The sequence below is a fragment of the Larkinella ripae genome, from assembly GCF_054780775.1.
The window spans coordinates 140906-154313 of the sequence record NZ_BAAGVR010000008.1 but is presented as its reverse complement, the minus strand read 5'-3'; the positions used below and the strand labels follow the sequence as shown (position 1 = coordinate 154313).

Here is a 13408-nt window from a genome sequence, read left to right as displayed (position 1 = left end):
AACGATGGCACAGCCTTACTACGCCCTGCCGCTGCGGTTCGACGAGATTTTGCAGCATCAACCGCACCCGGTTTGTTCGCTGCCGCAGTCGATTGCCCAGAACCTGTACCTGATGCTCACGACCCACTTCGCCGAAGCCCGGTTTGACGAAACGTTCGGGTGCAGTTTGTGGGATGAAGACTTCATGAATCAATCGACCAGCCGGTGGAAAGAAGACATCCGGCAGTCCATCGAAACGGCGGTTGCCGAACGCGAAAAGCGACTGACGCAGGTCCGCATCCGGGTTGATCTGACCGATCAGGAAGTGCACCTGGGCCGGGGCAACCGCCGGGCCAAACGGCGGCTGACGATCTGGATTGACGGACTCCTGACGCGAACCAACGAGTCGTTTTCGTTTCAACGCAGCCTGTTTCTGGCGCCTTTATCAACGGAATAAACCATGCCAACCTCAACCCTGATGACGGAAAGCTTTGCCCGCGAGCACGTTAAAAACCGGATGCTGCGCCGGGCGGCTGATCTATGGGGGTATGCCGAAACGGATCTGGACAGTTTCGACCCGCTCGTGGCCCTGCTGATCGAGGCCTGTGCGGTGGAGTTTGAACGGGTCGCCGTTGAGATCGGAAACACCCAGCACCGTCTGCTCGACCGGCTGGCGCAGGTGCTCCACCCGGAGCCCGATGTACCCCGCCCGGCCTTTGGCATCGCCCAGGTGCGCCCGGTCGAACCCCACGCGACGATTTCGCCCGCTACGCAACTGTCTGTTAAACGCAGCGGCAACACCCGGCCCGGGACCGGTTCATCGACGGGTAGTCAGGAAGTTTATTTTTCGCCGGTTGGCACCTATCCCCTCGTCAACGGCAGCGTACGGCTGATGGCTACCGCCGAAACCCTGTTTGGGGTGGACGACGCCAACCAGAAAACCGCCCTGGCGCAGGGCCAAAACGAACCAACCATCCTGCCGTACCAGTCGCTCTGGCTCGGCCTGGACCTGGACGAAACCATTGCTTCGCTGGAAGGCCTTTCCTTTTGTTTCGAGGCCCCGGCCGAAGCCGACCGGGCCATGATGCAGTCGCTGCTGGCGTCCGGTTTCTGGCGATTGGGTCCACACGCCCTGGCGGTCGAAGCCGGTTTGCCCCAACGGGAAGCGACCACCGCCCCAGTTTCGTTCCTCGAACAGGAATTTAACCTGATGCTGAAAGTGGAAAAGCAGGCCGAAAGCGCCAGCCAGCGCCATTTTATCACGGTCAAAACCGCCCCTAATTTTCAGGACGCTGGCGTACTGCGGCAGCCGTATCCGGCCCCGATCGGCCAGTGGTTTGCCGACCGCGATCTGCGCACGCTCCGGGAGCCGCTCTGGTGGATCGAAATTCAAGTGCCCCATACCGTGTCGTCCCAGACGCTGGCGGGGCTGTTTTGCGGGTTGAATTGCTTTCCGGTTATCAACCGGCGGCTCAACCGGCTCACCTACCGGCTGCAACCCAATCTCAACTTCATTCCGCTCGAAACCGACCGGTGTTTTCTGGCCGTGCGGGAAGTCCGAAACAGCCAGAACCGCCCGCTGACCGCCCGGCCGCTGAATAATCCGGCGGATCTGGAAACCGAAACGTACACGGTTCAATACGGACTCAGCCGCTTCGACGACCGCGACGCCCGCCGATCACTCGTCAATCTGCTGGATCTACTCCGCGACGAAAGTGCCGCATTTGCCGCCCTGGGCGAAGATTTTCTTTCGTCGGTGATCCGGGATCTGAATCAGGCGCTGGCCCGGCTGGAAGCCAAGGTCGATCAGAAAATGCAAAAACGGGACGCCATTCCGTACCTCGTCATCAAGCCCAAGCGCCCCGGCGAAACCGTCTTCATCGAATACTGGACCTGCGACGGCGAAAGCGCCAACCGGCTACCGGTGGGCAGTCGGCTGAGTCCCTACACCGATACGACCCTCCGCCGGGAGTCCGGTTTTCTGGTGACCAGCACCCTGGGCGGACGCGAACGGGCGGGCGAAGCTGAGAAAATCACCCAGTACAAACAGGCGCTTCTGACCCGCAACCGGATTGTCACCCCGGAAGATGTGCGGGCCGTTTGTCAGGCGGAACTCGGTGCGCACCTCCGCGCCGTGACCGTTGAACGGGCCTTCCGCGTGGGCACCGCACCCGAAACCGGTTTTCAGCGCTGCATCCAGGTCCGGCTGCTGCCGTCGGCAGGCAGTTCCTATACCCCCGCCGACTGGGAACAGCAGACCCGGCTTTTGCAACTCCGGCTGGAAGCGCAGTCGGTAGCTTCGCTGCCTTACCAGATTCTTGTTTTGCCTGCCTAACCCGCCACAACGCATGGAACCGATCATCCCGTACGCTGAACACCTGAACCACCTGCCGGTTGACCTGCGGGCCGAAGTGGTACTGGCCGAACTGCTCGAAGAGGGCGTCTCGCCCGATCAACTGATTGTGAATCCGGTGGGCGCGTTCAAGCGCCCCTTCGGACGCGACATCGACCAGGCCACCTGGCGCGAATCGACGCACACTGCCAAACGGTGGTTGCAGCTGGATCTGAACCGCACCGGCCTCTACGACCTGCTGCCGGAGGGCGTGTTTCACCAGCCAACGTCCGGCGAAGTGACCCGCTCGAAGGAAACGCTCCTGCTCGAAATGAAGGTGCAGCGCGAGCGTGAGCAGGCGGCCCGGCGGTTTTTTCTGCCGATCGAACAGGAGTTTTTCCGGCAACGGGTCCGGATTGAGCAGGAACAGCGGGCATTTGGGTCCGATGCCGAAACCGCCCCCGACGATCGGCTCGGCCGGTTCTGGAACTTGCCCGACTTCCTGACGCCCGCGCAAACCAGCCACCTGCTGTATCTGCTGCCGGTTATGCACCGGATCGCGGGCGACTTCAGGGCGATGGCCGACTGTTTTGCGCGGGTGGTGGAAGAATCGGTGAGTCTGCAACGGGTTTCGCCCGGCCACACGCGGGTCGAGGCACCGACTCCACCCCTGGGCGAGTGGCAGTTGGGGGCCACGTCGGTGCTGGATGGCTGGCTGCCCGACGAAGAACCGCAGGTGCTGCTGACCGTCCACCTTACCCGCAGGGAACGCCTGGCGGAATACCTGCCGGGGCAAACCGGGCGGAAGCTGATTGAGTGGCTGGCGGGCTATCTGGTTCCGCTGGATTTAACGGTCCGCATCGAACTGGATACAGCGACCCTTGAAGAACCGTTCCGGTTTTCCGGTGATGAGTACGCGGCCCGGCTCGATTTTACAACCCGTCTTTAACGCATTGACCGATACAGTATGCTTGTTCCTGAACTCACCTATTTACCCGTCAACTGGATCGATGGCATGAAGATCGCCCGTCGGCATTTTACCGAATGGGAAAACTTTATGCACGATCAGCTGCGCGACACGCACGCGCTGGGGTTATCGAAATTCCGGTACGGTATTTTACCCGCCGACAATGCGCTGGACCTGCAAATTCAGTGCGATTTTAACCAGCAGATCCGGGTTCAGGTGCGGAGTTGCCGGGCCATCAGCCCGCACGGGGGCCGCATCGACTACCACAACGCCACCGACGCGCTGACCTGCACTACCTCGTTTGCCCGGCTGGCCGAAACCTACGGTCTGCAAACCGGGAAACCCCAGACGTTCGATGTGGTGCTGACGGTCGATCCCTTCAACCGGGTGCCAACGGGCGAACCCCTCCTGACCGAAACGCCCCCGCGCCATCCGCACACCCGGCCCAACTACCAGCTCACCGTCGTGCCTTCCGCGCAGATCCGCCCCGGCGAACTCAGCTATCAGCTCGTCATTGGGCGGGTGCGCTACAGCAACGGCGAGGTGCAGCAGGACGTCGATTACCTGCCAGCCTGTACGGCCGTGCAGAGCCTGCCCCGGCTTCAGCAGTGGCACCAGCAGTTTGGCAAACACCTCGAATCGCTCGAAACCAATACGTTTAAAATTCTGCAAAAAAGCAAGGAGCGCGACCCTAAAAACACCCTGCAAAGCGGCATTTTGCTGATGGCCGAGCGGCTGGCTTTTGTTCTGGCCGATATCAGCACGCGCTTTAGCTGGATTATTCCGCACGAACCGCCCATCCAACTGGCCGAACTGCTGATGCGGCCGGTGCAGGTGGGGCGGGTGGTGATGAACATGCTGAGCGGCCGGGAGCGGGAGGAATTCGTGAGTTACATCAGCGAGTGGGCCGACCTGACGCCGGGCGCACTGGAAGCCCAGATCAATGCGACGCTGCAACTGCCGTACGAACACACGGAGCTCGGCACGCTCCTGACCGAGCTGGATACGTTTTACCGCACCCTGACGAATGTTTTCTATAAACTGGCCCAACTGGACTTTGTGGGCAAACGGAAAGGACAAAACGTCTTCATCATCGAGCACGAAGTGAAAGAAACGCCCCCCGAAAAACCGCGTTCGCGCTGGAGTCCGCTGGGGTAAAACCAGTATACGGTTTTCGGTATCCGGTTTTCGCGGGCCGAGGTTTCGGTGGGTGGCAAGTCCTTAGCTGAAGTGATTTATACTGAATTAACTGGCAAATAATGAATAGCGAATAAAGAATAACGAATACCGAAACGTCAGTCTGGCGAAAACCGGGTACTGAAAACCGAATCCTGTAAACCGAAAACCGTATACCCTTAAAAAAACATGGAACCGCTGAATAAATCCGAACGACAGCAGGCTTTTGGCCGGTTCATTGGCGTCTACTGCCTCTCGCTTAGTGTGCCGTTGCTGGCGGTGTATCTCCTGTTTAGTGCGCCCAATTACGTGCTGAAGCAGGAAAACGCCCGGCTGAACGAAACGCTGACGGAACAGAGCCAGAAGCTGATGAAGCGCATCGATGGGGCCACCTCCGATCTCAAAACGCTTCAGACCACCGACCAGGCTTATCTGAAAGCAACCGATCTTGAAAAAGGCAGTCTGAAAAACCAGCTTTCGGGTCTGGAAAACGGCCTGCAACAGCGGGTCAACGGTCTGAAGGCCGATACCGCCCAGCTACAGCCCATCAACCGGCAACTTTCAAAGGATATCATCGGGGCTTACGATGCCGTGCTGACGTACCGGAACAACATCGGTTACCTGCGCGAACTGCTGGAAAAGAAGGGCATCGACGCCAGTCAGGTCGATAAACTGACGGCGGCTCTCGTTCAGGCGCGGCAGGAAAACGAAATGCTGAAGATTCTGGCGGCCAAACCGGCGGCTGCGGCCCCCGCGCCAGCCCCCGGCGGGGGTGGACCGAATTACCTGACGCAGTACCAGGATTGTTCGGGCAAACTGACCACGGCCCAAAACCGGATCATGCAACTCCAGGACCAATTGAAAGCCGCCGGTAGTGTGGTTCCCGCAGCGGCTCCGGCTACCGGCGTTTCGCGGGCCGACATCGAGATGGAGCTGGTGGATCGCTGCGAGAAAAAAGCCGACGCGACCAATCGACCGCCCCTCTGGCGACGACCACTCTACGAATTTGCGATGGAAACCCTCGAAGCCAATTCGCGCCCCGACGCCAAACAGCGGATTTCCGCCATCAATGCCAAATTACGCCGACTCGGTTCCGACTGATTTTAAACCCCTTGATCATGGCGTACACGGAAAGTGTGAAACGGGCCATCCAGATTGCGCAGGCCCTCTCGAAGGAATACCAGAACGAACTGTTCGCTCCGGCCCATTTGCTGCTGGGTTTGCTGCACAACGAAGTGGGGATGGCCTCCTGGCTGGCGGTCATCGGGCAGGACGTTCCGTACCTGCGGGAATGGGCCGAAGTGCGGCTGGAAGCCAGTCCGAAATCGGCGCGCCTGTCGACCAATCCGCCGGGCGATGAACAGGTCAAAACCGCCATGGAACTCGCCGATCTGGTGGCGCTGCAATTGGGAAAACCGCAAACCGATCCGGTCTGTGTGCTGGCCGCCCTGCTCAAACCGGGCGTTGCGTTTACCGCCGAGCAACTGCGGAGTCTGCCCCTGACGCAAACCGACCTGATGCAGGCGGCCCTGGCCGACGCGGACGTGGAAACGGCGCTTGCTCCCGAAAAAACCGCCAGCGACAAACGGGCCTCGAATCCGGCACCGGCATCGGAACAGGCCCTGTTGCGGTATTGCGTCGATAAAACCGCCCTGGCCGCCGAAGGACGGCTGGACCCCATCATTGGCCGCGACCGGGAAGTGCGGATGATGACCGAAACCCTGGGCCGCCGGACGAAACCGAATGTGATTCTGGTGGGCGAACCGGGGGTGGGCAAAACCGCCCTGGCCGACGGTTTTGCCCTTAATATCGTGGCCGGAAATGTGCCCAACCACCTGAAAAATGCCCGCTTGCTCGAACTGGATCTGGGGGCGCTGGTGGCTGGAGCTTCCTACAAAGGCGAGGTGGAAGACCGGCTGAAAAACATCCTGAAAGAACTAAAACAGGACACCAAAACCCTCCTGTTCATCGACGAAATTCACCAACTGCTCGACAGCCGCGGGCCGCTCGGCACGGGCATTGCCAACCTGCTCAAACCGGAGCTGGCCAAGGGCAACCTGACGGTGATCGGCGCGACGACGCTCGACGAATACCGCAAATACATCGAAACCGACGAAGCGTTCAGCCGCCGGTTCGACCTGATTCGGGTGGAAGAACCGGACGTGGAAACGGCCATCCGGATGGTGCAGCGGCTGGTCCCGTTCTACGAAAGTCACCACCAGCTGAGCGTCGGCGCCGATGCGGTTTCGGAAGCGGTGGTGCTGGCGAAACGCTACAGCCGCAACCGCCGGCTGCCCGATGCCGCCGTAGATCTGCTCGACCGAACCTTGTCGGCGGTGCGAATGATTGGCGAGCGTACGCCCGCCGAAGTGGCCCAGCTCAGCGAACAACTCGATCAGATCACGAATGCCGGCGGGACCGACTCGCTGCGGGAGCTACGCTATCTGCATCAGGAACTGGAGCATAAAATCAGTCCCATTCTGCTGGCGAACCTCAACACGGCGGAACCCGCGGCAGATGAAACCGGAAATGCCCTTTTTGAGTCGGCGGAGGCCCTGGCAACGCACATCCGGCAGCAACTCAACCGCTTGTCGGCCCTGACGACCACGGCCAAAACCGGCGTCGACCGGCACGATGTGGCCGCCGTGATTTCGCACAAAACCGGTATTCCGCTGGGCAAAATCCAGAGCCAGGAGCGGGACAAACTGCTGGCGATGGACGAGGTGCTCAAACAGCGCGTCATCGGGCAGAATCACGCGGTGAAGGCCGTTGCCGACGCCATTCTGGAAGCGCGCTCTGGTTTGACCAAAGCCGGTCAGCCCATCGGTTCTTTCTTTTTGCTGGGACCCACCGGCACGGGAAAAACCGAGCTGGCGAAGTCGCTGGCCGATTTTCTGTTCAACGACGAGTCCTTTCTGATCCGGTTCGATATGTCGGAATTCAAGGAAGAACATTCGGCGGCTTTGCTCTACGGCGCCCCGCCGGGTTACGTGGGCTACGAAGAAGGCGGTTTGCTGGTGAACAAAATCCGGGAAAAACCGTATGCCGTCGTGCTGTTCGATGAGATCGAAAAAGCGCATCCGTCGGTGTTCGACATTTTTCTGCAAATCCTCGACGAAGGCCGTCTGCACGACCGGCTGGGCAAGGAAGGTGACTTTTCGGATGCGGTCGTGCTGTTCACGTCGAACATTGGCAGTCAACTGGTTATCGAGCGGTTTTCGGCGGGACAGATTCCCACGACGGCGGAACTGATGGAGTCGATGAGCCGCCAGTTCCGGCCGGAGTTTCTGGCCCGTCTGACCGAGATTGTACCCTTTGCGCCGATTTCCGAGGAAAATGCCGTCCGGATTTTCACCCTGCATTTGCGGGGCTTAACCGACCAGCTTCAGAATCAGGGCATTACCCTCGAGATTACCCCCGAAGCGCGCAAACACCTGGCGCTGGCCGGTTTTACGCCCCAGTACGGCGCCCGGCAACTGAAAGGCGTCATCCGCAACCAGCTCCGGCGGCCCCTTTCGCGGATGATTGTGGCCGGTGAAGTTACGAAAGGGTCCACCATTCAGGTCGGTTTGCAGCAGGACGAACTGGCGTGGACGATAAATCACACCGAACCGATTGTTAATGAGGAATTTGAACAAACCACTTAACCCATGTCGCAACCAGCCGCCCGCCTGATGGATATGCACGTTTGTCCGATGCAAACGCCCGCCGTGGTGCCCATTCCGCACGTTGGCGGCCCGATTATGGGGCCGGGCGTTCCGACGGTGCTGATCGGCGGGCAACCGGCGGCCACCGTCGGCGATCTCTGCACCTGCGTGGGTCCGCCCGACCTGATTGCGAAGGGCTCGGCGACGGTTCTGGTGGGCGGAAAACCGGCCGCCCGGATGGGCGACACAACCGCCCACGGTGGCAGCATCGTGGCCGGCTGCCCCACGGTTCTGATCGGCGGATAAGGCCCAAAACTGATTTCTAACCATTTAACTGACTGTAAACTTATGTTCGATTACGGAATTGGTGGTCAGGAGCGCAAGCTCAATGTCAGCGAGAGCATCGTGGACATTCCCCAGAACAAAACCCTGCTCATTGAAAAATTAACGGCCGATCCCCCGATTCGTCCGGAGGTGGTGGAGGGACTTAAAACGGTCGGCGAGGTTTTCGCCCATTTCAAGCCGGAACAGGACGTGGAATTTGACACCGCCGACGGCAGCACCCTGAGCGAAACGCTGCGGTTTCGTTCGCTGGCGGATTTTGGCCGGAAAGGCGTGATCGCCCAGAGCAATTATTTGCAGGAACTGAATATGACCTTCGAAGATTTTCAGCGCTACGTCCGGCAACTCAAGTCGAACAAAATTCTGAAAACCCTGCTCGAAAATCCCGACGGCAAAGCGGCTTATCTGGCGGCCATTCAGGCCATGATCCGCGAACTGGAAGAAACCGCGTAGGGATTAGAGGGCGGTTTACCGTTTTCGGTACACGGTTTTCGGTTCTCGCTGGCCGCCGTTTTGGTGGGATGGCTGAACGCCAAAAGCATGAGAATCGAACACTGAATACCGAATAGTGAATACCGGACAACGCATTCGGAAGAGCACAAACCGGAAACTGAAAACCGTAAACCGTACACCAAAAACCGTATATCGTAAACTAAAATACACGATGGAAGCACAGGATAAATCATTGAAAGTAGGCGAAAAAACGACCGAAGCGGTTCTTTCGCTCGACGATAGTTGCACCAAACTGGCCAAATACGGCGGTTTTGCGATTCTGGAAACCACGCTCGAAGGCGTGCAGAACCTGAACCCGGAGAAAAAAGCCCGCAAGAAAATCTTTCTGACCGAGCAGGCCAAACAAGCCGAACGCACCGAACTGAGCAAGCGCCTGCATCTGCTGCTCGACTTGCTGAACAGCGCCGATACCGTGCCGGACCTGATCGAAACGGCGCAATCCAAGGCCGAAGCGGCCCAGGCCCTGCTGAGCGAAAACCTGCGCCGGGCCTTCGAAGCCAACCGGGGGCTGGAGCAATCGTACCGCTCCGTGGCCAGTTTTTACGCCAACACCGATCAGGATAAGGTCAAAAACGTCAACCTGGTGAATGCCGAGCCGGAGCAGATTACCGACCTCGACAACACGACGTTCATCGACGCGGTGGCCGAAGAATTTGCCCGCAACTACGACCGGCTCGACCTGCGCGACAGCTATTCGCTGCTGGTGTTGCCGGGCTATCTGGGCTCCAAAAAAGTGGTGGACAAATGGGCGCAGATCGCGCACAAGAACAAGATCATGCTGGTGACGGATTTTCAGCACCTGGATGCGCCGGAAGACGTGGTGGATTTGTTCGAGTCGGCGGAACTGACCGGCGGAGACGCCTACCTGTCGAACGTGATGATGACCTGCAACTGGCTGGCGGGCCGGGGGCGGCACCAGGACGTGGGTGAAGAAGACGATCTGTACGTGCCGGGTTCGGGCGCGCTGGCCGGAAAAGTCTACGGCACGCTGATGTCGCAGGTGACGGCGGGCCGCAAACACGGGGCGCTCAACGAGGCCGATGGCGTCCGGTTTCCGCTGAAGAAAAGCGAAATCGCCACGCTGGAGAAAATGGGGCTGATTCCGATGGTGAACGAGTACGGAAAGGTGATGCCGTTTTCGGCCAAAACCCTTTTCAGCGGTGACAACGTCGGTTTGCAGACCTATTCGGTCGTGCGGGTGTTCGATTACATCACCAAAGTGCTCATCGACTTCCTGAACCGCCGGGCGTTTGAGAACTTCAACACGAACACGCGCATGGACATTCAGAAGCAGATCGTCAAGTTTCTGGACAGCGTAACTGGGCCGGGCAAGCTCATCGAGAAGTTCAAACTGCTGCGTTTCGAGCAGGACCCCAAGCAGAAAGACCGCATCTACCTCGACATTCACATGGTGCCGTATTTTCCCTCGAAAACCTTCCTGATCAAGCTTGACGGCCAGAAAGGCGACGATCCGGATTCGGCGGAGTGGAAAGCGGATTACGATCAGCAATAGTCTAACTCCTTTAAAAACGGACCACGATGATTTATTCGGAAATAGAAGTAGGTGGCGTATCCAAGGCCCTCATGTCCTGTAATTTTTTTGCCATCCGGAAACGCGACGCCAGAGCCCGGGCGGTGTCGAATACTGCCTGGACGATCCGGATTGCGCTGCATGCCTTCCGGGAAGAAGTTTTCACGGAATGGATGATCGATCCCACCAAGAAGAAGGACATCACCATCCGGTTTATGAACGCCGACGGGGAAACCAAGGAATGGTTTTTTATAAACGTGTTTTGCATCGGCTTCGATGAGACCTATATCGAAGACGTGGGCTACTTTCAGACCGTCATCATCCTGACCGGGCAGGGAGTCACCAACGGAAATGCCACGATCGAATACGACTGGGGCTCTTAATTTTCAATCCTTCTAACTCTTTACTACGATGCCAAGAAAAGCCGTTTTATCCGTGGCCGGGCAGGATTTCAGACTCCTCGAATTTAACATTAGTCTGGGGCAGAAGATTAACAACCAGGGAAAACCGGCTTCCGGCGTGTACCTGGGTGATTTTTACTTTATTCTCGAAGGAGGCACCGACCTTTTTTTTGAATGGCTAAGCGATCCGGAGCGCATGGAAAGTGGCATTGTGAAGGTTTATTATAACCAGGCCACACCCTTTGTCGAGTACTCGTTTGTGCAGGCCTACGTGACGACCATCCTGGACAACACCTACGAAAATATGGAATCGGGCAATTCGTACAACAGCGTCAGTTCGGTGGAGGACATGAGCGAAAAGTTTGAATTCTGGACCAATCTGATTTCGCTTACGGCCAAGGAACGGGGGGATGCGGTGGCCGGCCACGCGCTCATGAATTCGGTGGCCAGAACCCGGCAATTTCAGCAACGAACCGGTTTTTACCACGTGCTCATGGTGACCCTGGCCTGCGAGCAGGTTACGATTCGGAACGTTACCCACAACAATGAGTGGACCAAGTTATAACGGCCGGTTTTCCCGCCGGGCTGGCGGTATTCTTTCATTTTACCTTTTAAACGCTTGACTTATGGACGGAACGCTTCGCGCTGAAATGGAGGTCGATAATGACTTATTTGTCCTCAACCGGATTTTCTTCACGGCTTCCCGCAAACGCAACATTCACGGGGAACCGGCTTCGGGCGTCTCCTGGCGATTGTACGTGGCAATGGATGTGCTGGAGCAGGCCACCTTTGCCGAGTGGATGTTTGATGCGAATATGCAGAAAGACGTAAAAATCACCTTTTACGCCGATGACATGCAGGGAGGAGGACAAACAAAACTAAAGGAATGGACCCTGAAGGGCGTCTACTGTTACGGCATGGTCGAACTGTTCATCGGTGATGCCTCCTTCGAGACGACCAACTTCTACTTCACGGGAAATACCGTATCGAACGGCAACGCAACGCTTCAAATGGAAGACGAAGCATAAGTGCACCTGACTTTTATCAACCCACATTATGGCTCACAAAGCAATTATTACGATTGGCGGGCAGGAACTGGAAGCCCTCGAATTTATGGTTTCCTTTAAACAGGCGGCCAATCGCCGGGGGCAGCCCGCTTCCAAAGTCTACCTTGGTGATTTCTACCTGATTCTGGAAGGCGGTTCCGATTTTTTCTTTGAGTGGCTGGTCGATGAAGACCGCATGGAAAGCGGACACATTAAAACCTACCGCAATGGTCAGCCCAACGTTTTTCTGACCTACGAGTTCGAAAATGCATTTGTCACGGACGTCTCGGAAAGCTATTACGACAACCGGGGCCAGCTGAAAACGCAGTTCAATCAGGTCAGTTCGGCCGAAGATCTAAGCGAGGACGCCTACGAGTTTGGCTACAGTTCCAGCCGGCTCACCAAGCAGGACAACGTTCTGATCAAAAACATGTGGAAGCGCGTCCGCCAGTTTCAGGAACGCACGGGCAACGCCTACTGCCTGTTCGTGACGATGTCGTGCGAGAAAGTCAAACTGCGCGACGTGCCCTTTAACAACGCCTGGGATACTGAATAACCGTTAACGAAAACCGCTATGGCTTACGAAGGCACTCTCAGTGTGGACGGAACCGACTATACCATTACCTGGATGCTGATGCGCGTATCCCGGGATGAAGACAAGCGGGGCGTTCCTTCATCCCGCCCCGAATGGGGAATGCTCATCGGCCTGGATGCGATGGAAGACAGTACGATCAAAAACTGGATGATCGACCCCACCATGCAGAAAGACGGCAAGGTGGTGCTGCACCGGATTGACGAAGATGCGACGTACAAGGAGATCGAGTTCAAGAAAGCGTATTGTGCGCTCTACAAAGACGAGTTTTTCGCCGACACCGAATACCTGAATACGGTTATTTACGTCGTCGGCACCGAAATTACGTTCAACAAAGCCACCCTGAAAGCCTAACCCCTAACCTCCGGTCCGATGTCGTTCAAAGCCACCTTAACCGTCGAAGGCAAATCATTCAATGTCTTGCAGTGTTCGCATTTCCTGAAGCAAAAAAGTGAGCGGGGCAAAGTAACCTCCGGGGTGCGCGGTGGGTCCATTACCCTGATCATCGACAGTTCGGATGAGGAACTTTTCGGAAGCTGGGCCACGAGCCCAACCGCCAAAAAGAACGGTGAAATCGTTTTTAACCGCATCGACCAGCAATCCGCCCTCCAGAAGCTCGAGTTTGAAGACGCCTATGCGCTCTTTTATTTTGAGTTGATGGCATCCGACTACATTTCCAATATCGATGCGATCCTTGACGTATCCGAGGATGTCTATGCCCTCGATTTAACGGAAATCAACCTGTACCTGAACCGGCTCACGTCGGCCACCAAAACCATCCTGCGTTTTGCCGAACGAACCCGGGTTAGCAACTGCATCCTGCTCCGGCTGTCGGCGGCAAAGATCAAACTGGACGGTATTGACCACCAAAACACCTGACCG

Annotated in this window: 15 protein-coding genes; all 15 read left to right on the top strand. The window is 57.4% G+C overall.

Annotated elements, in window-relative coordinates; all coding sequences use genetic code 11:
- The first annotated feature begins 4 nt into the window (after positions 1-4).
- Positions 5-436, top strand: a complete 432-nt coding sequence (locus ACYVHX_RS05500) for a GPW/gp25 family protein (protein ID WP_460670622.1) — start codon at positions 5-7, stop codon at positions 434-436.
- Positions 437-439: 3 nt separating this feature from the next.
- Positions 440-2314, top strand: a complete 1875-nt coding sequence (locus tag ACYVHX_RS05495; protein WP_460670621.1) for a type VI secretion system baseplate subunit TssF — start codon at positions 440-442, stop codon at positions 2312-2314.
- A 13-nt stretch (positions 2315-2327) separates the two neighbouring features.
- Entirely contained in the window at positions 2328-3260 is a 933-nt protein-coding gene (locus ACYVHX_RS05490) for a type VI secretion system baseplate subunit TssG (protein WP_460670620.1), read from the top strand.
- A gap of 18 nt (positions 3261-3278) precedes the next feature.
- Complete coding sequence (locus ACYVHX_RS05485; RefSeq protein ID WP_460670619.1) at positions 3279-4436, top strand: hypothetical protein; 1158 nt, start codon at positions 3279-3281, stop codon at positions 4434-4436.
- 207 nt (positions 4437-4643) lie between these two features.
- Positions 4644-5555: a hypothetical protein gene (locus ACYVHX_RS05480; RefSeq protein WP_460670618.1), complete on the top strand. Its 912-nt coding sequence runs from the start codon at positions 4644-4646 to the stop codon at positions 5553-5555.
- A 17-nt stretch (positions 5556-5572) separates the two neighbouring features.
- Positions 5573-8101 carry an ATP-dependent Clp protease ATP-binding subunit gene (locus tag ACYVHX_RS05475; RefSeq protein WP_460670617.1) on the top strand — a complete coding sequence of 843 codons (2529 nt, stop codon included), beginning with the start codon at positions 5573-5575 and terminating at the stop codon, positions 8099-8101.
- Positions 8102-8104: 3 nt separating this feature from the next.
- Positions 8105-8407 (top strand): PAAR domain-containing protein, encoded by a 303-nt coding sequence (locus tag ACYVHX_RS05470; RefSeq protein WP_460670616.1) that lies wholly within the window; start codon positions 8105-8107, stop codon positions 8405-8407.
- A gap of 42 nt (positions 8408-8449) precedes the next feature.
- Entirely contained in the window at positions 8450-8896 is a 447-nt protein-coding gene (locus ACYVHX_RS05465) for a hypothetical protein (protein ID WP_460670615.1), read from the top strand.
- A 211-nt stretch (positions 8897-9107) separates the two neighbouring features.
- Positions 9108-10469 carry a DUF5458 family protein gene (locus ACYVHX_RS05460; RefSeq protein WP_460670614.1) on the top strand — a complete coding sequence of 454 codons (1362 nt, stop codon included), beginning with the start codon at positions 9108-9110 and terminating at the stop codon, positions 10467-10469.
- A 26-nt stretch (positions 10470-10495) separates the two neighbouring features.
- Positions 10496-10870: a type VI secretion system tube protein TssD gene (tssD, locus tag ACYVHX_RS05455; protein WP_460670613.1), complete on the top strand. Its 375-nt coding sequence runs from the start codon at positions 10496-10498 to the stop codon at positions 10868-10870.
- Between the two features lie 28 nt (positions 10871-10898).
- Complete coding sequence (tssD, locus tag ACYVHX_RS05450; RefSeq protein WP_460670612.1) at positions 10899-11453, top strand: type VI secretion system tube protein TssD; 555 nt, start codon at positions 10899-10901, stop codon at positions 11451-11453.
- Between the two features lie 61 nt (positions 11454-11514).
- Positions 11515-11916 carry a type VI secretion system tube protein TssD gene (gene tssD / locus ACYVHX_RS05445; RefSeq protein ID WP_460670611.1) on the top strand — a complete coding sequence of 134 codons (402 nt, stop codon included), beginning with the start codon at positions 11515-11517 and terminating at the stop codon, positions 11914-11916.
- A gap of 28 nt (positions 11917-11944) precedes the next feature.
- The gene (tssD, locus tag ACYVHX_RS05440) at positions 11945-12490 is read left to right on the top strand and encodes a type VI secretion system tube protein TssD (RefSeq protein WP_460670610.1); all 546 of its coding nucleotides are present in this window, start codon (positions 11945-11947) and stop codon (positions 12488-12490) included.
- Between the two features lie 18 nt (positions 12491-12508).
- Complete coding sequence (gene tssD, locus ACYVHX_RS05435; protein ID WP_460670609.1) at positions 12509-12880, top strand: type VI secretion system tube protein TssD; 372 nt, start codon at positions 12509-12511, stop codon at positions 12878-12880.
- A gap of 18 nt (positions 12881-12898) precedes the next feature.
- Positions 12899-13405: a type VI secretion system tube protein TssD gene (tssD, locus tag ACYVHX_RS05430; RefSeq protein ID WP_460670608.1), complete on the top strand. Its 507-nt coding sequence runs from the start codon at positions 12899-12901 to the stop codon at positions 13403-13405.
- Positions 13406-13408 lie beyond the last annotated feature (3 nt).